General features: G+C 57.4%; 16 protein-coding genes. 3 read left to right on the forward strand and 13 right to left on the reverse strand.

Features of this window, described 5'->3' with window-relative positions; genetic code table 11:
* Positions 1–34 precede the first annotated feature (34 nt).
* Both HRR99_RS13520 and HRR99_RS13525 read right to left on the reverse strand, forming a co-directional pair.
* Positions 35–421 (reverse strand): AGROH133_08824 family phage infection protein, encoded by a 387-nt coding sequence (locus HRR99_RS13520; RefSeq protein WP_233122091.1) that lies wholly within the window; start codon positions 419–421, stop codon positions 35–37.
* Positions 422–487: 66 nt separating this feature from the next.
* Positions 488–2,719: a primosomal protein N' gene (locus HRR99_RS13525; protein ID WP_233122092.1), complete on the reverse strand. Its 2,232-nt coding sequence runs from the start codon at positions 2,717–2,719 to the stop codon at positions 488–490.
* Between the two features lie 131 nt (positions 2,720–2,850).
* Between HRR99_RS13525 and HRR99_RS13530 the strand changes: the two genes are divergently transcribed.
* The 3 genes from HRR99_RS13530 to HRR99_RS13540 all read left to right on the forward strand — a co-directional run bounded on the left by HRR99_RS13530 (position 2,851) and on the right by HRR99_RS13540 (position 7,122).
* Complete coding sequence (locus tag HRR99_RS13530) at positions 2,851–3,786, forward strand: tyrosine recombinase XerC (RefSeq protein WP_233122093.1); 936 nt, start codon at positions 2,851–2,853, stop codon at positions 3,784–3,786.
* Positions 3,787–3,880: 94 nt separating this feature from the next.
* Positions 3,881–4,975: a TraB/GumN family protein gene (locus HRR99_RS13535; RefSeq protein ID WP_233122094.1), complete on the forward strand. Its 1,095-nt coding sequence runs from the start codon at positions 3,881–3,883 to the stop codon at positions 4,973–4,975.
* A 152-nt stretch (positions 4,976–5,127) separates the two neighbouring features.
* Positions 5,128–7,122, forward strand: a complete 1,995-nt coding sequence (locus HRR99_RS13540) for a BCCT family transporter (protein ID WP_233122095.1) — start codon at positions 5,128–5,130, stop codon at positions 7,120–7,122.
* Between the two features lie 75 nt (positions 7,123–7,197).
* Here the strand turns inward: HRR99_RS13540 and lpdA are convergent, their stop codons facing one another.
* The 11 genes from lpdA to HRR99_RS13595 form a co-directional block, all read right to left on the reverse strand.
* Positions 7,198–8,604 carry a dihydrolipoyl dehydrogenase gene (gene lpdA / locus HRR99_RS13545; protein WP_233122096.1) on the reverse strand — a complete coding sequence of 469 codons (1,407 nt, stop codon included), beginning with the start codon at positions 8,602–8,604 and terminating at the stop codon, positions 7,198–7,200.
* 65 nt (positions 8,605–8,669) lie between these two features.
* Positions 8,670–9,311, reverse strand: coding sequence for a LysE family translocator (locus HRR99_RS13550; RefSeq protein ID WP_233122097.1), 642 nt, complete (start codon positions 9,309–9,311; stop codon positions 8,670–8,672).
* Between the two features lie 11 nt (positions 9,312–9,322).
* Positions 9,323–9,736, reverse strand: a complete 414-nt coding sequence (locus tag HRR99_RS13555) for an MAPEG family protein (protein ID WP_111840531.1) — start codon at positions 9,734–9,736, stop codon at positions 9,323–9,325.
* Positions 9,737–9,805: 69 nt separating this feature from the next.
* On the reverse strand, positions 9,806–11,026 hold the full coding sequence (gene odhB / locus HRR99_RS13560; RefSeq protein ID WP_233122098.1) for a 2-oxoglutarate dehydrogenase complex dihydrolipoyllysine-residue succinyltransferase: 1,221 nt from the start codon (positions 11,024–11,026) through the stop codon (positions 9,806–9,808).
* A 56-nt stretch (positions 11,027–11,082) separates the two neighbouring features.
* On the reverse strand, positions 11,083–14,079 hold the full coding sequence (locus tag HRR99_RS13565) for a 2-oxoglutarate dehydrogenase E1 component (RefSeq protein WP_111840422.1): 2,997 nt from the start codon (positions 14,077–14,079) through the stop codon (positions 11,083–11,085).
* Positions 14,080–14,239: 160 nt separating this feature from the next.
* The gene (gene sucD / locus HRR99_RS13570) at positions 14,240–15,142 is read right to left on the reverse strand and encodes a succinate--CoA ligase subunit alpha (protein ID WP_045230852.1); all 903 of its coding nucleotides are present in this window, start codon (positions 15,140–15,142) and stop codon (positions 14,240–14,242) included.
* A gap of 17 nt (positions 15,143–15,159) precedes the next feature.
* Positions 15,160–16,353, reverse strand: coding sequence for an ADP-forming succinate--CoA ligase subunit beta (gene sucC, locus HRR99_RS13575; protein WP_233122099.1), 1,194 nt, complete (start codon positions 16,351–16,353; stop codon positions 15,160–15,162).
* Between the two features lie 30 nt (positions 16,354–16,383).
* Positions 16,384–17,346, reverse strand: a complete 963-nt coding sequence (mdh, locus tag HRR99_RS13580; protein WP_045230854.1) for a malate dehydrogenase — start codon at positions 17,344–17,346, stop codon at positions 16,384–16,386.
* A 180-nt stretch (positions 17,347–17,526) separates the two neighbouring features.
* Positions 17,527–18,690 carry a cell division protein ZapE gene (zapE, locus tag HRR99_RS13585; RefSeq protein WP_233122100.1) on the reverse strand — a complete coding sequence of 388 codons (1,164 nt, stop codon included), beginning with the start codon at positions 18,688–18,690 and terminating at the stop codon, positions 17,527–17,529.
* A gap of 49 nt (positions 18,691–18,739) precedes the next feature.
* A complete protein-coding gene (locus HRR99_RS13590; protein ID WP_233122101.1) occupies positions 18,740–19,279 on the reverse strand; it encodes a protease inhibitor Inh/omp19 family protein in 540 nt (179 codons plus the stop codon).
* A gap of 204 nt (positions 19,280–19,483) precedes the next feature.
* Entirely contained in the window at positions 19,484–20,263 is a 780-nt protein-coding gene (locus HRR99_RS13595) for a succinate dehydrogenase iron-sulfur subunit (RefSeq protein ID WP_111840426.1), read from the reverse strand.
* Positions 20,264–20,278: the final 15 nt, after the last annotated feature.

Here is a 20,278-nt window from a genome sequence, read left to right on the forward strand (position 1 = left end):
CCATATCAGCGGCATGAATGCCGCATCGGCTTTTTTAAACAAACCCGAATACGTAAATCAGAGTCAGCGCGGCCAAGGCTGAATGCACAACCAGAAGTAAGCAATTTCGCATTGTTGCGCCCCCGTCCGACAGAATCGACAGGACCGCGCCGAAAGCAGCAAGCGCGAAAGAAGCACCAAATGCGAGATAGACCATAGGCTGCGCAAGCAGCAGAGCAGTTGCTCCGAAGCCGAGGTAAAAACCGGCGAGCGACGAACGCAACAGCACGAGGCCATCCCGGCGCTCCGCCTGAAACTGCATACCGAACAGACGAAACGTCACGCCAGGCGCAAACATGATGACCAAACCAATGATGGCAGAGACGGCTGCGGCAGAAAATGCCAGTTGCTCGCCGAACTCGGTCGGAAAATAGAATTCCATTGTTGTCCCCAAATCAGGTGTTCCCCGACAGCCTTATGGCATGACGGGCTGTAAGTGGAAAAGGCGTCACAGAAAACTTTGCGGATCGATATCGATCTGGACGTGGATCGACCCACGCTCCTTGGGTCCGTTGCCCAGCATCGCCCGCATGAAGGCCTGCATGTCGGAATTTCTCTTGCCGTGGACCAGAAGCCGGAACCGATACCGCCCGCGAATGAGCGCAAGCGGTGCTTCGGCAGGACCAAGCAACATGATGCCGGATGCCTGCGGCGCGGAGGCCCGCAGGCCTCTGGCATGCGTTTCGGCCTCGGCGCGCGTATCGGCGGAAATGATGACCGATGCCAATCGCCCGAATGGCGGAAGCAGGGCTTTCTCCCGCTCCATCACCTCTCTGTCATAGAAGGCAGCCGCATCACCCGAAACGATGGCCTGCATGACAGGGTGTTGCGGCTGATAGGTCTGCAAGAGACCATGACTTTTGAGACCCGTGCGGCCCGCACGCCCAGTCACCTGCGACAGGAGCTGAAACGTGCGCTCCGCAGCTCGCGGGTCACCATTTGCCAGCCCGATATCGGCATCGACGATACCCACCAGCGTCATGAGGGGAAAATTGTGACCTTTGGCCACGAGTTGGGTGCCGATAACGATATCCGCCTCCCCTTTCACGATGGCTTCGAGTTCCAACCGCAGCCGTTTTACGCCCATCAGGTCGGACGACAGCACGATGGTCCGCGCTTCGGGGAAGTGTTTCTCCACCTCTTCAGCAATGCGCTCCACACCGGGACCGCAAGCCGCGAGATGATCGAAGGTGCCGCATTCCGGGCAATGGTCCGGCGTCGGTTGATTGTGGCCACACTGGTGGCATTGGAGTTGGCTGCGAAAACGGTGCTCCACCAGCCAGCTGGAACATTGCGGGCATTGAAAGCGATGGCCGCAGACGCGACACAATGTCAGAGGAGCATAACCACGCCGATTGAGAAACAGCAGCGATTGCTCGCCCTTTTCCATGGTCTTGGCGATGCCGCGCAAGAGCACCGGCGACAGGAAGCCGCCACGTTCCGGCGGGTGTTTGCGCATATCGACCAGATGCAGGTCCGGCATGGCCGCATCGCCAAAGCGCGTGTGCAGATGGATGGTGTTATAGCGCCCCGAGGTGCCGTTGACTTGGCTTTCGACAGATGGCGTGGCAGACACCAGCACGACCGGGAAGTCGGCGATTCGCGCGCGCACGACAGCCATGTCCCGCGCATTATAATAGACGCGGTCTTCCTGCTTATAGGCCGGGTCGTGCTCCTCGTCGACAATGATAAGGCCAAGATTGTCGAACGGCAGGAAGAGTGCGGAGCGCGCGCCCGCCACCACGCGCACCTCGCCCGTCACCGTCTGGCGCCAGACTTTTTCGCGCAGACGCGGTGAAAGATCGGAATGCCATTCCGCCGGTTTGGAGCCGAACCGGTCCTGAAAGCGGTCGAGAAAAGATGCCGTCAATGCGATCTCGGGCAGCAGGATCAGTACCTGCTTGCCTTGCCGCAGGGTTTCGGCCACGGCTTCGAAATAGACCTCAGTCTTACCGGAGCCCGTGACACCATCGATCAGCGAAACAGCAAAGCCGCCTTTCCTTACGTCCTCAAGAATCTCGGAAGCCGCCTGCCTTTGCGGCCCTTCCAGACGGGGCTCGACATAGTCAGGGTCCGGCTCTGCGACTACGGATGGAGCGGGCAGAAAGACCGTTTCAAAAATGCCCTGCTTGGCAAGTCCGTCGATGACGCTTGCCGAAACACCCGCCGCGTTGGCAAGCCCGCTCTTCGTCCAAGCATGACCCTCGGCGGCCAGTTCCAATACCCGCGCCCGGGCAGGCGTCGAGCGCTCCGGGCGTGCTTCCGTCAGCCGCAGGCCTTCGATCATCGGCTCCGGGTCGAAAGCGGCAGGAGCGCGCAGCGCCATGCGGGCCACGAGCCCGGGCGGGGACAGTGTGTAAGCGGCCACCCAATCGATGAAGCGGCGCATTTCATTGCGCATTGGTGGGCAATCGAAAGATTTCGTGATGGGTCGAAGCTTTTTGGGATCGATGGAAGCTCCATCGGCCTTGTCCCAGACGACGCCGATAACCTGCCTCGGGCCCAGCGGTACCTGCACGATGGACCCCGGCTCCACCACCATGTCGGCTGGCACCGAATAGCTGTACGGCCCCGGTGCAGGCATAGGCACCAGAACAGGTACCGCCGCAACGGGTTCGGGAAGAGCGGGCTTGTGCTGGTCGAACAAGGCCGCAAACAGATCAGTCGAATCTTTTGCCATAGGCTGGCGACAATGCACTCTGAGAACAGGAAAAGGAACCTTTAGCGGAGACAGTCCCTGCCTGTCATCCGCATTTTAACCAAATGCAGACGGCACCTGGTTAGTCTTGCCGCAAACGATGGGATTTTACCATGGACGAGATTTTGACCTTTGCCGACCCCGAGCTTTTGGCAGAGCGACAGGTCTGGCTTTCCTCTCTGGCGGGTGAGAGGCGGCTCGCAGATAACACGCTTGAAGCCTATGAGCGTGACACCAGACAATTTTTGACGTTCATGACCGGCTATCTCGGCAATCCGACCAGCATCGGCAATGTCAGCAATTTGCGCCCTGTCGATCTTCGCGCTTTTCTCGCGTCACGCCGTAAAGAGGGTGCGGGCGCACGCTCGCTGGGAAGACATCTTGCCGGGTTGCGGTCGTTTCTTCGGTATCTCGAGAAAAAGGGCATGGTCAACGCAGCCGGTGCAACCGCCATGCGTGCGCCGAAACAGCCGAAATCCCTGCCGAAACCGCTCACAGACCGGCAGGCCCTGAAAATTACGACTGTCAACGCGCAGCTTTCCGAAGAGCCATGGATCGCCGCCCGCAATGCTGCGGTGCTTGCTTTGCTTTACGGTTGCGGCCTGCGTATCTCCGAGGCGCTGGGGCTGACCGGGGCTGATCTTTCGCACGGTGCGCGCAGCCTTCGCGTGACGGGCAAAGGCAACAAGATGCGCCTCGTACCGCTTCTCCCTGTCGTCTTTGAGGCTGTAGACACCTACCGCAAGCTCTGCCCCTATCATATCGAAGACGACGAACCGCTGTTTCTCGGTGCGCGCGGCGGCACGCTCCAACCCGCCATTGTTCAGCGTGAGATGCAGAAACTGCGTGGCGCGTTCGGTCTGCCGGAAAACGCAACACCGCATGCGCTGCGGCATTCTTTTGCCACGCATTTGCTGGCTGGCGGCGGGGATTTGCGCACGATTCAGGAATTATTGGGCCATGCCAGCCTGTCCACAACGCAGATTTATACCGGCGTCGATACGGCACGTTTGTTGGAAATCTACGACAATTCCCATCCTCGGGCATAAAAGATTTAAAGCGCAAGATTTGCTTAACTATACCCATTAACCGTCCGTCCAAATCCCCGGTCTTATAAGTGCTGCCAGAAAACGGGGTGATTCGATGATCGATCTTTCCAGGCCTCAAAACCTGACATCACTGATGATGGGCCGCATGGGCGACGCGTTGCTGTGGCTGCTGGCCGCACTGCATGTCGCAGCGATTGCCGTTCTGGTCACGACCTTGCTGTCCGTTGGCGAAGCTCATGCTGCCGACGACCCGATCGAGTGCAAGGGGACCAACCTGCTGGTCGAGATGCAGAAGAAGGAACCTGCGCGCTACGACGCCATTGTTGCCGAAGCGAAAGAGACGCCCAACGGCAAGGGCGCATTCTGGAAAATCGAAAAAACAGGCGTCGAGCCCTCATGGCTTCTCGGCACGATGCATATTTCCGATCCGCGCGTGCTGCAAATGCCCGACGGTGCAAAAGAGGCTCTTGCAAAGGCCGACACTGTCATTGTCGAATCGGACGAGATTACCGATGAGAAAAAGGCTGCCGCATCTTTGCTTGCACGCCCGGAGCTGACCATGTTCCTCGACGGCAAATCGATGACCGACCTGTTGTCGCCTCAGGACGTGGCGAAGCTGGAGAGCGGTCTGAAAGAACGGGGTATTCCGCTCGATGCCGTCGTCAAAATGAAGCCGTGGATATTGTCCAGCTTCGTGGCACTTCCCGCCTGCGAATTTGCCCGCAAGGCGCGTGGCGCGAGCTTTCTGGACATGAAGCTTGCCAAGGATGCGGTCAGCGAAGACAAGACGCTCGTCGGTCTGGAAACGCTTCTGGAACAGATCACCGCCATGTCCGACCTACCGCTGTCCTTTCATGTGCAGTCGCTGATCCAGATGCTGGAACTGGGCGACCGGATGGATGACGTCATGGCGACGATGATCGATCTCTACGTGGAGGGCGAGATCGGCATGATCATGCCCATGATGAAAAGCATCGATCCCGAGCATGACGATCTGGGGAAAGATGGCTATGCCGCTTTCGAGCAACGCCTGATCAATGATCGCAACCACGTCATGGCGAACAATGCCGCACCGCATCTCGAGAACGGCAATGTCTTCATGGCTGTTGGCGCACTGCATCTGCCGGGCAAAGTCGGCGTCATCGAACTGCTGCGCGCAAAAGGCTTCACCTTGACGGCCGTCCACTAAAGACAATCTGGACGTAAGCCACTGTATAATTAGAATTTTCTAAATTTATGCACTCACAAAATATGCAACTATTTGGCGCGCAATTCATTCTCCGCTCCGCATAGCACTGCCAAGGCAGCGCTTGCTTTCTATGTGGATTTGAGGGGACTGACATGGCTGACGAAGACGCTTTGGAAAAGAAACGCGTGGGTTTGACGGAGGGTGTCAACAAACACGTCTTCCTCTGGTCTGTTGGACTGACGCTGGTTTTCGTCATCGCCGGTGTCGTCACCCCGCAGGGGTCTGCCGCCCTGTTCAGTGGCATGCAGTCATGGATCGTGACGGAACTGGGCTGGATTTACCTGCTCTCCGTCGCTGTCTTTCTCATATTCATGCTCTATCTCGGGTTTTCCAGCCACGGCAAAATCAAGCTTGGGCCGAATCATTCCGAGCCCGATTACAGTTATGGCGCATGGTTCTCCATGCTGTTTGCCGCAGGCATGGGCATCGGCCTCGTCTTCTTCGGCGTCGCCGAGCCAGTCAAACACTTCACCGCGCCACCGACTGGCGATCCCGCCACCATCGAAGCCGCCCGCACGGCCATGGAAATCAGCTATTTCCATTGGGGTCTACACGCCTGGGCGGTTTATGCCGTCATCGGCCTGTCGCTCGCTTATTTCTCGTTCCGTCACGGTCTGCCGCTCACCATGCGTTCGGCGCTTTATCCGCTGATCGGTGATCGCATCTACGGGCCGATTGGCAATGCTGTCGATATCTTCGCCGTCATCGGCACGCTCTTCGGTGTCGCCACATCGCTTGGTCTCGGCGTGCTCCAGGTCAATGCCGGTTTCAACCATGTGCTTGGCTGGCCGATCAGCTTCTGGATACAGCTGCCGCTAATCGTCGTCATCACCGGCATGGCAACCGTGTCCGTTGCGACCGGGCTGGATAAGGGCATCAAGTTCCTCTCGAACCTGAACATGCTGATGGCTGTTGCCCTGATGCTGTTCGTCTTCGTCATGGGTCCAACGACATTCCTTCTGCGTGCCTTCGTGCAGAACCTCGGTGCCTACCTCGATCAGTTCGTTCTGCGCACATTCTACATGTACGCGTACGCCCCTGATAAGGGACCGAGCGAGTGGCTGGGTGACTGGACGCTGTTCTATTGGGGTTGGTGGATCGCGTGGTCGCCATTCGTCGGCATGTTCATCGCCCGCATTTCGCGCGGTCGCACCATCCGCGAGTTCATCGCAGGCGTTCTCCTTGTTCCCGCCGGTTTCAGCTTCGCCTGGATGACGGTGTTTGGTGATACCGCTCTGTCCATGCATCTGACCGGCGCAACGACGGCCGTATCCGAAGCGGTGGCCAACGATGTGACGCTCGCTCTCTTCGTGTTCCTCGAGCAGTTTCCATTCGGCGTTTACGTCTCGTGGTTTGCCATGGCGCTAATCGTGTTCTTCTTCGTCACAGGTGCCGATTCCTCAGCGCTCGTCATCGATACGCTGACATCGGGCGGACGCGAGGACGGACCAACGGCACGGCGTGTTTTCTGGGCCATCGTCTCTGGTGTCATCGGCGCTATCCTTCTCTCGACCGGTGGACTGGATGCTTTGCAGACCGCCTCCATCGCCGGTGCCCTGCCCTTCACCTTCGTCATGCTGTTGATGTGCTGGGGCCTTTGGAAGGGACTGCAAAAAGAAGGTCTTCGCCAGAATGCCTTGGTGCAGAGTCTGCGGCCACGCCAATCGGCAAGCTGGCAGCGACAGTTGCAGGGCATTCTCAACCACCCCGGCAAAGCTGAAACCGAACGTTTCCTGCAGGAAACGGCAACACCGGCATTGGAAGCCGTCGCGCTTGAGCTTGAGAAGCGCTCCCTCACGTCGCAGCTGGACAACAAGGACGACAGGCTGAAGCTGACCGTTACGCCGGGAGAAGCGGAAGAGTTCATCTACGGCATCCGCATGCGCCGTTATGAGACGCCCGGCTACAGCTTCTTCGAAAGCCAATCCAGCCGCAAGAAAGCCGAATACTATTATCGAGCAGAAGTCTTTCTGTCGGATGGCGGGCAAGATTACGATGTGATGGGCTTCACGAAAGAAGAGCTCATTCAGGACGTGCTCCTGCAATATGACAGGCACTTCCAGTATCTTCACGCCATAAGAACGTAATACGACGCGCAAAAAGCACGTATAAAAAAAGGCCGCAGTCCGTAAAGACTGCGGCCTTTTTGTTGGCTTGAAAGCTTACATGTGGATCGGCTTGAAGAAGGTCGCGAGTGCCGCTTCCTTCACCGCTTCAGACATGGTCGGGTGCGCATGGCAAGTACGGCCCAGATCTTCCGAAGAACCGCCGAATTCCATCAGCACAGAAATTTCCTGGATCAACTCGCCAGCGCCGAAGCCGAGGATATGACCGCCGAGAACCTTGTCGGTTTCCTTGTCAGCCAGAATTTTCACGAAACCGTCCGTGACCTGCATGGCGCGAGCGCGACCATTGGCCGTGAAGGGGAATTTGCCGACCTTGTAGGCAATGCCCGCAGCCTTCAGTTCCTCTTCCGTCTTGCCGACGGAGGCGACTTCCGGCTGAGTGTAGACCACGCCGGGAATGACATCATAATTCACATGGCCGTGCTGACCAGCGAGAATTTCCGCCAGTGCGACGCCTTCGTCTTCCGCCTTGTGGGCCAGCATCGGACCCTTGACCACGTCGCCGATGGCGTAAATGCCGTCGACATTGGTCTTGTAATGACCGTCGATCTCGACGCGGCCACGGCTATCCAGCACAACGCCTGCTTCCGTCAGACCGAGACCCTCGGTGAAAGGCTTACGACCGGTGGAAATCAGCACGACATTGGCGTCGAGCGTTTCAGCCGCACCGCCCTTGACCGGCTCGAACGTAACCTTAGCGCCATCACCAGCCTTTTCGACGGCAGTGACCTTGGCGCCCAGCTTGAAATCGATGCCCTGCTTGGCAAACAGACGCTGCGCCTGCTTGGAAAGCTCGCCATCCATGCCAGCGAGAATATTGTCAAGATATTCAACGACCGTGACCTTGGCGCCCAAACGCGACCAGACCGATCCGAGCTCGAGGCCGATGACACCGCCACCGACGACGATCATCTTTTCTGGAACCTTCGTCAGCGCAATGCCACCCGTAGAGGAGACAATGACCTGCTCATCGATATCGACCTGCACGCCCGGAATGCCCGCGATGTCGGAACCGGTCGCAATGACGATGTTCTTGGCTTCGATTTCCTGAACCTCACCTGCATCGGTGGTGACGGAAACCTTGCCGGCAGACACGATCTTGCCGAGACCCTGGAAGGTGTCGACCTTGTTTTTCTTGAACAGGAAGGAAACGCCATCGACGTTGGCCTTCACCACACCGTCCTTATGCGCCATCATCTTGTCGAGGTTGAGCGTCGGCGCAGCAACTTCAATACCAAGGCTATCGACGCCGTGGGCCACATGCGCGAAAACTTCCGATGCGTGCAGAAGCGCCTTCGAAGGAATGCAGCCAACGTTCAGGCAGGTACCGCCATAGGTCGCCCGCTTCTCGATAACGGCGACCTTCAAGCCAAGCTGTGCCGCCTTGATCGCGCAAACATATCCGCCGGGGCCTGTGCCGATTACAACTACATCATATGCCATGTGTTCGTTCCTGATAGATTGGGGGCGGCGACATGAGCCGCCCTACTTTCGTTTGACCTGAAAAATCAGGCCGACTTTTCCGTTGCCAGTTTGATGCCGAGCGCGATGAACACGACGCCGCTGGTCCGGTCGATCCATTGGCTGGCGCGGGCAAAGGCTGCGCGCATGCGTGGCGTCGTCATGAACATGCTGACGCCGACGAACCAGAGTATGAGGCAGCTTGCCATGACGAAGCCGTAGCCGAATTTGATCGGAACTGGCGTGTGCGCATGCACCACCGTCGAGAAGATCGACAGGAAGAAAAAGACCGGCTTCGGGTTGAGCGCATTGGCAGCAAAACCGAGCGTGAAGGCTTTTAAACCTGACTGGCTTTTCTGCTGCACGACATCAACGCCATCGGCCTCTGGCATCTCCATCTTGCCAGCCCGCAAAGCCTTGACACCGATATAGATCAGATAGGCAACGCCGAGCCATTTGACGATGTTGAAGAGATAGATAGATTGCGAGATGATCAGCCCGAGCCCTAGGATCGTGTAGGTCACGTGGAACATCAAAGACGTTCCGACTCCAAAGCTCGTGATGATGGCTTGGCGGCGTCCGTGCAAAAGAGCCTGCCGCATCACCATCGCCAAATCGGCGCCCGGTGAAATGATCCCGAAAAAGAAGATTGCCATCAAAGATGCAAGTTCGATCAGATATTGGTGCATCAATCTGCCTCCTAGAACAGCAAGACGAAGAGCATGAGCAAGAGCCCGATCATGGAGCCGACCCAGACCAGCGACCGGATATAGGGGATGCCTGCCAGATACAGCGGTATGTAGACGATGCGGCAGACAATCCAAATCCAGGCGCCAATTAACGCAAGGCCAACCGGGTCACCTGCCATGATGACGCCGAAGGCCAAGGCGACGAAGGCGACGTAGGTTTCGAGAAAATTCGAGGCTGCGCGCTCGGCGCGACCAGCGAGTTTGCCTTGCACTTTTTTGCCATCGTCACGCGGACCGGCATTCCAGCTGCTACCAAGCTCTTTCGTCGCGATCATAGCCTGCAGCGCGATATGCATCATAAGAATGAGCACACTGACCCCTATGAGGGGTAGAAACGGTGATGCGGCGAGGAAAGTGGGTTGCACAAGCAAGCTCCTGAGACAATTTCAGCGGGATTTCACTTGAAACCCCGCTGACCGAAAAAGCAAGTTCGATCAGAGATCGAGAACCAGACGCTCGGGATCTTCAAGGCTTTCCTTGACGCGGACGAGGAAGGTCACGGCTTCCTTGCCGTCAACGATGCGGTGATCGTAGGAGAGCGCCAGATACATCATCGGACGGATGACGACCTGACCGCCGATAGCGACCGGACGCTCCTGGATCTTGTGCATGCCGAGAATACCGGACTGCGGTGCATTGAGGATCGGAGAAGACATCAGCGAGCCGTAGACGCCACCATTTGTGATGGTGAAGGTGCCGCCCTGCATGTCGGCCATGCCAAGTGAACCGTCGCGGGCTGCCTTGGCAAGACGACCGAGTTCCTTCTCGACGCCAGCGATAGAGCGCTGGTCGGCATCACGAATGACCGGAACGACAAGACCCTTGTCGGTGCCGACAGCCATGCCGACGTGACAATAGTTCTTGTAGATGATGTCGGTGCCATCGATCTCCGCATTTACCGCAGGCAGTTCCTTCAGGGCATGCGTGACGGCTTTCGTGAAAAAGCCCATGAAGCCGAGCTTGACGCCATGCTTCTTCTCGAACACGTCCTTATAGCGATTGCGCAGTTCCATGACCGCAGTCATGTCCACTTCGTTGTAAGTGGTGAGCATGGCGGCTGTGTTCTGCGCATCCTTCAGGCGGCGGGCGATGGTCTGACGCAGGCGCGTCATCTTCACGCGCTCTTCGCGAACAGCATCGCCTTCGGAAGAAACCGGGCGGGGTGCAGCGACGGCAGCCGGGGCTGCGACTGGGGCAGACGTGCCCTTGGCAACAGCGGCCAGAACGTCGCCCTTCAAAACCTGTCCGCGCTTGCCGGAACCATCGACCTGATCGGCAGAGAGGTTGTTTTCTGACAAGAGTTTGCCAGCAGCCGGTGCAGGCGGCATGGAGCTTGGCGCAGCAGACGAAACAGCAGCAGCAGACTCAGGTGCCTTTGCAGGCGCAGCAGCCGGTGCGGATGGAGCAGCGCCCGCAGTACCTTCTGCGATCTGGCCAAGCAGAGCGTCAAGACCAACCGTCTCGCCATTCTGGGCAACGATTTCTGTCAGTACACCGGAGGCGGGTGCCGGAACTTCAACGGTTACCTTGTCGGTTTCCAGCTCTACCAGCGGCTCGTCGGCCTTGACGGTATCGCCAACCTTTTTGAACCAGGTTCCGACAGTTGCTTCGCTGACGGACTCGCCGAGGGTTGGTACGCGGATTTCAGTGGCCATGATCTAGTTCCGTTTCATCAAATAGCTGTTTTGAGAGGGTGCGGTGGGAAGAGTTTTCACTCTCCCAACGCGTCTTCCAGGAATGCCGCGAGCTGCGCGAGGTGCTTGGACATCAGGCCCGTCGCTGGCGATGCAGCTGCCGGGCGACCCGTGTAACGGACCTTCTGGTACTTGGCATCGATGTGGGCCAGAACCCATTCCAGATAAGGGTCGATGAACGACCACGCACCCATGTTCTTCGGCTCTTCCTGGCACCAGACCATCTCGGCGTTGCGGAAGCGGGACAGCTCGTTGATGAGCGCCTTGGCCGGGAACGGATAGAGCTGTTCGATGCGCAGCAGATAGACGTCGTCAATGCCACGCTTTTCACGCTCTTCGAGCAGATCGTAGTAGACCTTACCCGTGCAAAGCACGACGCGACGGATTTTCGAATCCTTCTGCAGCTTGATCGGACCGTCCTTGATGACCTCCGCATCGTCCCACAGCAGACGGTGGAAGGAGGACTCGCCACCCAGTTCCGTCAGCGAAGAGGTCGCACGCTTGTGGCGCAGCAGGGACTTCGGCGTCATCAGGATCAGCGGCTTGCGGAAGTCGCGCTTCACCTGACGGCGCAGGATGTGGAAGTAGTTAGCCGGCGTCGTAACGTTTGCAACCTGCATGTTGTCTTCGGCGCACATCTGCAACCAGCGTTCCAGACGAGCGGACGAGTGCTCGGGACCCTGGCCTTCATAACCATGCGGCAGAAGGCAGACGAGACCGGACATGCGAAGCCACTTGCGCTCACCAGACGAGATGAACTGGTCGAACACGACCTGCGCACCGTTGGCGAAGTCACCGAACTGGGCTTCCCAAAGCGTCAACGCATTCGGGCGAGCCAGCGAATAGCCATATTCGAAGCCGAGAACAGCTTCTTCCGACAGCATCGAATTGATGACTTCGTAGCGCGCCTGCGTTGGTGCAAGGTTTGCAAGCGGAATGTAACGCTCTTCCGTCTCTTGATCATAAAGAACCGAGTGGCGCTGCGAGAACGTTCCGCGCTCGCAATCCTGACCGGAGAGACGGATTTTGTGACCGTCGACAACCAGCGAGCCGAACGCCATGGCTTCCGCCATCGCCCAATCCAGACCTTCGCCAGTCTCGATCATCTGCGCACGGTTCTCCATGAAACGCTGGATCGTCTTGTGTGCCTTGAAGCCTTCCGGGATGGTCGACAGCTTGCGGCCGATTTCCTTCAGCTGCTTCATCGGCGCGCCGGTCTTGCCACGACGCTGCTCATCGGCATTGTCGGCGGCACGAAGACCGGACCACTGACCGTCCAGCCAGTCGGCCTTGTTGGGCTTGTAGCTCTGGCCGGCTTCGAATTCCTGCTCCAGATGCGCGCGCCAGTCGGCCTTCATCTTTTCGAATTCGCCTTCGGTGATCAGACCTTCGGCAATCAGACGCTCGGCATAGATATTGGCAACCGTCTTGTGCGCACGAATGACCTTGTACATCTTCGGCTGTGTGAAGGATGGCTCATCACCTTCGTTATGGCCAAAGCGACGGTAGCAGAACATGTCGACCACAACAGGCTTGTGGAATTTCATGCGGTATTCGGTCGCGACCTTCGCTGCATAAACAACAGCTTCAGGGTCATCACCATTGACGTGGAAGATCGGTGCTTCGATCATCTTGGCAACGTCAGATGGATAAGGCGACGAGCGGGAGAAACCCGGGTTCGTCGTGAAGCCGATCTGGTTGTTGATGATGAAATGCATGGTGCCAGCAACACGGTGACCGCGAAGACCAGACAGTCCGAGAATTTCCGCAACCACGCCCTGACCTGCAAAAGCAGCATCGCCATGCAGCAGCAACGGCAGAACCTTTGCGCGCTCGGACAGCGGAATGGTGTCACCATCCCATGCCTTGGCCAGCTGATCCTGCTTAGCGCGGGCCTTGCCCATGACCACAGGGTTGACGATCTCAAGGTGAGACGGGTTGGCCGTCAGCGACAGGTGAACCTTGTTACCATCGAATTCGCGGTCGGAAGAGGCACCCAGATGGTACTTCACGTCGCCGGAACCTTCGACATCGTCAGGCTTGAACGAACCGCCCTTGAACTCGTGGAAAACGGCGCGGTGCGGCTTGCCCATGACGTTGGTCAAAACGTTGAGACGACCACGGTGAGCCATGCCCAGCACGACCTCTTCAAGGCCGTCCTGACCACCACGCTTGATGATCTGTTCGAGCGCCGGGATCAGCGATTCACTGCCATCGAGGCCGAAGCGCTTGGTGCCCTTGAAGCGAACGTCGAGGAACTGCTCGTAGCCTTCGGCTTCGACGAGCTTCGAGAGGATAGCCTTCTTGCCCTCAGCGGTGAAGGCAACGCCCTTGTCCGGGCCTTCGATACGTTCCTGAATCCAGCCTTTTTCGTCCGGGCTGGACATGTGCATGAACTCGACACCGAGTGTCGTGCAGTAGGTCCGTTCGAGAATTTCGATCATCTCACGAACGCTGGCATATTCGAGGCCAAGGACGTTATCGATGAAAATCTTGCGGTCGTAATCGCTTTCCTCGAAGCCATAGGACTTCGGCGACAGCTCGTTGTAGTCCTCAACCGCGCTGGCGATGCCGAGCGGATCGAGCTTTGCATGCAGGTGGCCGCGCATGCGGTAGGCTCGGATCATCATAATGGCGCGCACGCTGTCGCGTGTCGCCTGAAGAACCTCTGCTTCGCTGACGGTCTTGCCGGTTTCAGCGCCCTTGGCTTCAGCCTTGGCCTGAACCTTCTTTTCGATGGCCTTTTCGACGGTGGCCCAGTTACCATCCAGTGCCGAAATCAGATCGCCATTGGCCGCAATCGGCCAGTTGGAGCGCTTCCAGGAAGCACCCTGCGCGGCTTTCTTCACATCTTCTGGATTATCGGAAAGCCCCTTGAAGAAGCTCTGCCATTCTGGCGATACGGAGGATGGATCCTCCTCATACCGGGCGTAGAGCTGCTCGATATAGGCTGCATTCGCGCCGTCCAGAAACGACGTGATCGAAAACTGCTCGTTGGCTTCTTGCCTTGCCATGGTGCTTTCGCGGACGTATTCGCCCGCCTCCTCAATCCCGTTGATGACCGTTGTCGGTCTGCCGCTTTAGTCTCCGATGCAAAAGCATCGACTATTCCTCTTGCGGCTTCGGGCAGGCCGCCGTTTCCGACCCCTGCCCGCTGCCAGATATATGTCTGTCTCAGCCCTTGAGGACTTCGACCAGCGTCTTGCCAAGGCGTGCAGGCGAAGGCGACACCTTGATACCAGCCGCTTCCATGGCCGAAATCTTGGATTCTGCATCGCCCTTACCGCCGGAAACGACAGCACCGGCGTGACCCATGGTGCGGCCCTTAGGCGCCGTACGACCGGCGATGAAGCCAGCCATTGGCTTCTTACGGCCCTTCTTGGCTTCGTCGATCAGGAACTGTGCTGCTTCTTCTTCCGCTGCACCGCCGATTTCGCCGATCATGATGATCGACTGTGTCGCTTCGTCAGCCAGGAACATTTCCAGGATGTCGATAAACTCGGTACCCTTGACCGGGTCGCCACCGATGCCGACAGCCGTCGTCTGACCAAGGCCTTCGTTGGATGTCTGGAACACGGCTTCATATGTAAGTGTGCCAGAGCGCGACACAATACCGACCGAACCCTTGCGGAAGATCGAGCCCGGCATAATGCCGATCTTGCACTCTTCAGGCGTCATGATGCCTGGGCAGTTCGGGCCAAGCAGACGCGAGTTGGAACGGTCCAGCCGTGCCTTGACGCGAACCATGTCCATGACAGGAATGCCTTCGGTGATGCAGGTGATGAACGGAATTTCCGCATCGATCGCTTCGATGATGGCATCGGCAGCGCCTGCTGGCGGAACGTAGATCACGGATGCATCAGCGCCGGTCTTTTCCTTGGCTTCCGCAACGGTCGCATAGATCGGCAGGCTTTCGCCCTTCGAACCTGTCCAGGTCTCACCACCCTTTTTGGGGTGAATACCGCCGACCATCTGCGTGCCGTAATAAGCAAGCGCCTGTTCGGTGTGGAACGTGCCGGTCTTGCCGGTCAGACCCTGAACGAGGATCTTGGTGTCTTTATTTACAAGAATAGACATTATTTCCAGTCCCTCAATTAGGCGTTGATCGCCGCAACGATCTTCTTGGCTGCATCGTCAAGGTCGTCAGCAGCCGTAATTGCAAGACCCGATTCGTTCAGAAGCTTCTTGCCCAATTCGACATTGGTGCCTTCGAGACGCACGACGAGCGGAACCTTGAGACCAACTTCCTTCACCGCGGCGATCACGCCCTCGGCGATAACGTCGCACTTCATGATGCCGCCGAAGATGTTGACGAGGATGCCCTCGACCTTCGGGTCAGCCGTGATGATCTTGAACGCAGCCGCAACCTTTTCCTTGCCAGCGCCACCGCCGACGTCGCAGAAGTTTGCAGGTTCTTTGCCGTACAGCTTGATGATGTCCATCGTTGCCATGGCAAGACCGGCACCATTGACCATGCAGCCGATGTTGCCATCAAGCGCCACATAAGCGAGGTCCCACTTGGAGGCTTCGATTTCCTTGGCGTCTTCTTCGGTTTCGTCGCGCAGCAGCTTCACGTCGTCGTGACGGAAAATTGCGTTGCCGTCGAAGGACATCTTGGCGTCGAGAACGCGCAGGTGACCATCGGTCATGACGATCAGCGGGTTGACTTCGAGGAGAGCCATGTCCTTTTCGACGAAGGCCTTGTAGAGCGCAGGGAAGAGCGCATTGGCGTCTTCTGCAGCAGCGCTCGAAAGCTCCAATGCTTTGGAGATCGCTGCGATGTTCTCAGCCGTTACACCGGCTTCAGGCTCGATCGCGATCGTGTGGATTTTCTCAGGCGTGTCGTGGGCGACAGCTTCGATGTCCATGCCGCCTTCCGTGGAAACCACGAAAGCAACCTGACCAACGGAACGGTCAACGAGCAGCGAGCAATAGAGTTCGCGGTCGATGTCTGCGCCGTCTTCGATGTAGAGGCGGTTGACCTGCTTGCCAGCATCGCCGGTCTGCGCTGTGACCAGCGTATTGCCGAGCATGTCCTTGGCGTGAGAAACGACTTCCTCAATGGACTTGGCCAGGCGAACACCGCCCTTTGCATCGGGGCCGAGTTCCTTGAACTTGCCCTTGCCGCGACCACCAGCGTGGATCTGGCTCTTGACCACGTAAAGCGGGCCAGGAAGCTGCTTTGCAGCGGCTTCGGCTTCTTCGACCTTGAGGATAGCAACCCCTTCGGCCACCGGCGCACCATAGCCCTTCAGAAGAGCCTTGGCCTGATATTCATGAATATTCATGGATTAATCCCTGTTTGTGCCGAAAGGCAATTACTTCAGCGACGGAGCAATGTTGACGCAGGCTTCGCAAAGACCTGCAACCGCGCCGACGGACTTCTGGAAGGCAGCTTCCTCGTCCTTGTTGAGTTCGATTTCGATGATGCGCTCGATACCGCCTGCACCGATGATCGTGGGAACACCGACATACATGTCGTTGACGCCGTACTGGCCGGACAGATAGGCGGCAGCAGGCAGAACGCGCTTCTTGTCCTTGAGGTAGGACTCAGCCATTTCGATAGCCGAAGCAGCAGGCGCATAGTAGGCCGAACCGGTCTTCAGCAGGCCGACGATTTCCGCACCGCCGTCACGCGTGCGCTGAACGATCTCTTCCAGACGCTCGGCAGTGAGCCAGCCCATCTTGACGAGGTCCGTCAATGGAATGCCGCCAACGGTGGAGTAGCGCGCCAAAGGCACCATGGTATCGCCGTGGCCGCCGAGAACGAATGCCGTCACGTCCTGAACGGAGACGTTGAATTCTTCAGACAGGAACAGACGGAAGCGCGCGCTGTCAAGAACGCCAGCCATGCCGACGACCTTGTTCTTCGGCAGGCCGGAGAACTTCTGGAGAGCCCAGACCATGGCGTCGAGCGGGTTGGTGATGCAGATCACGAAAGCGTTCGGGGCATATTTCTTGATGCCAGCGCCGACCTGTTCCATGACCTTGAGGTTGATGCCGAGAAGATCGTCGCGGCTCATGCCGGGCTTGCGGGCAACACCGGCAGTTACGATGCAAACGTCTGCGCCTTCGATGGCGGCGTAGTCGGAAGCACCCGTCAGCTTGGCATTGAAACCTTCGACCGGACCGGACTGGGCAATATCCAGACCCTTGCCCTGCGGAATACCGTCAGCAATATCGAAGAGGACGATATCGCCCAGTTCTTTCAGGCTGGCCAAATGCGCCAGCGTGCCGCCGATCATGCCAGAACCAATAAGTGCAATCTTTTTGCGAGACATCGAATGCTTCCTCTCGAGCTTCAATTCAATTTCGCCGCTGATGTATGGCGGCTTTAAATTGTCGCACTCGACTTAGCTTTATTGCAGATAAATGGCAACAGATAGTTTTGATGTCAGTATTTTCAATCGTTTAGATCATAAAATACTTACGTAAACGTAAGAAATTAAGTTATAAAAGTGTCACGCAGCGGCGCGTTTTTCATTGTGTAACGCCAAATAGTCGGCGCTTCGCATCTCGAACAACCGCGATGCGGTGCGATCAAACTCGAAACCTTCCGTACCCTTGCGCTTACCCAGCAAATCTTCCGGCATAGCCGCAGCCGACGCAAAGACTCTCACAGTACGATCGTAAAAGGCATCGATGAGGATAATGAAACGCTTCGTTTCATTGCGCTTGTCGGCGTCCAGCAGCGGAATATGGTCGATGAAAACGGTATCGAACCGGTCAGCGATGGCCAGAAAGTCCGAAGCACCAAGAGGCTTTTCACAGAGATCGGAAAATGAAAAACGCGCTACGCGACCGGCAGCCTGCGGCACAGGGACCGAGCGCCCCTTCCTGGCAATCTCGGTGGGTGCGCTGACGTGACCTTCTGTCAATTGCCGCCAGGCCGCATCCATAGCCTTGTCGGCGGCCTCGCCCAATGGCGTAACATAGACCGGCAGGCTCTTGATCTTTTCCATCCGATAGTCGGTCGGGCTATTAAGCGTGACGACCTCGACATGCTGCTGGAGCAGATCGACAAAGGGAAGAAACAGGCTGCGATTGAGCCCATCCTTGTAGAGATTGTCCGGCAAGACGTTCGACGTCGTCACCAGCACACAGCCATTGGCGAAAAGTTCGGTAAACAGGCGGGCGAGGATCATCGCATCGGCAATATCCGTGACCGAAAACTCATCGAAACACAGCAGTTCCGCCTCGGCCAGCAACTGTGCGGCGACCGGCGGAATAGGATCTGCCTGCTTGGTCTCGCCGTTCTTCAATTTCTGACGATGCGCATGAACGCGATTATGGACGTCTGCCATGAATTCGTGAAAATGGCAGCGGCGTTTCTTCTCGATCGGCGCCAACTGAAAAAACATGTCCATCAGCATGGTCTTGCCGCGCCCAACACTACCCTCGACGTAGAGACCTTTGACGGACGAAGCAGGTCCGGCTTTCTTGGCAAACATCCAGCCCAGCGCGCTTTTCTTCTTGGCGGGTTTGCGGATTTTGAGATCGGTCAGAATACGATCGAGATGGGCGGCCACATCCAGTTGTGCGGCGTCTGCCTTCAGCTCGCCAGAGGCGGTCAATGTGTTGAGTTGCTCAACGACGCTATGATTGTAGTCCGGTAATGGCTTCATAAACAGGCCTCAGACGCGAGCAACGTGAAACGCTGCCCGCGTGACAAAATTATCGGCTGAGGCTGAGGGGCTGACCGCTGTTGGTCGTGCCGTCATAACGTGTATCGCCGGTCTTGTAGACACGACCGATCGTATCGCCGGCGCGGTTCTTGAACTGAACCATTTTGTTGGAGACTTCCCATGATCCCATGGACGACAGTTCACCCGCGCAACCACGCGTACCACCACGCGAGCCACTGCCGAGGTTCGTCAATGTCAGGAACATATCGCAGCTTGCGCCACCATTGGACACGCGCCAGTTGCCGACCATGGCTTCCTTGGTAACATCCATGGCTGCAGCCGGAGCAGCAGAAGCAACATTCGTACCGCCGGGTGCTGCATTGGCAGGCGCATTCGGGAACTGTGTCGATCCACCGGGAGGTGGCAAGGCGCCGGACTGAACCGAGGGCACCGGCTGCGCCTGAAGCGGCGGAGTATAACCGGGATTACCGCTTGGAGCGCTATTGTTGTTGTAATCGAAGGAGGTACGCTGGCAACCGGCAAGGCTCATAACGACCGCTAGACCCGTCACCACATATTTCAAATGCATTTCAAGCTCCCGATTTTCTGCTTCGGCAGGACCATGTCTACACAAAACGGCTGAATTATTACCAAAGCATTAGCTAACGCAAGCCGCTACCGCGATAATTGCAATTTCAGTCGATTTTTATAGAAATTTCCAGCCCCGTTATTATCAAACAGGCCACGACGGGGAAGTCGCGGCCTGTTCACTATCTTCGATTATGAGCCACCTTTAAACGCGACGCTCGACCATCATCTTCTTGATTTCGGCGATCGCCTTGGCAGGGTTCAGACCCTTCGGGCATGCCTGCGCGCAGTTCATAATGGTGTGGCAGCGATAGAGGCGGAACGGGTCTTCGAGGTTATCGAGACGCTCGCCGGTCGCTTCATCGCGGCTGTCGATCAGCCAGCGGTAGGCTTGCAGCAGAACGGCAGGGCCGAGATAACGGTCACCGTTCCACCAGTAGCTGGGACAGGAAGCCGAGCAGCAGGCGCACAGAATGCACTCATAGAGACCATCCAGCTTCTGGCGGTCGTCATGGCTCTGCTTCCATTCCTTGGCAGGCGTCGGAGACACCGTCTTCAGCCAAGGTTCGATGGAGCGATGCTGGGCGTAGAAGTTCGACAGGTCAGGAACGAGGTCCTTCACGACCGGCATGTGCGGCAAAGGATAGACCTTCACCGTGCCGGTGATTTCTTCCATGCCCTTGGTGCAGGCCAGCGTGTTCGTGCCATCGATGTTCATGGCGCAGGAACCGCAAATGCCCTCGCGACAGGAACGGCGCAACGTCAGCGTCGGATCGACATTGTTCTTGATGTAGAGAAGCGCATCGAGAACCATCGGGCCGCAATCATCGACATCGATGTAATAGGTATCGATGCGCGGGTTCTGGCCGTCATCAGGGTTCCAGCGGTAAACCCGGTATTCGCGAACATTCTTCGCGCCCGCCGGCTTAGGCCAGACCTTGCCTTCGGTCATCTGAGAGTTCTTGGGAAGAGCAAGTTCAACCATGTCCAGTTCCTCTCA

The sequence above is a fragment of the Agrobacterium vaccinii genome (genome assembly GCF_021310995.1).
Lineage (GTDB): Bacteria > Pseudomonadota > Alphaproteobacteria > Rhizobiales > Rhizobiaceae > Agrobacterium > Agrobacterium vaccinii.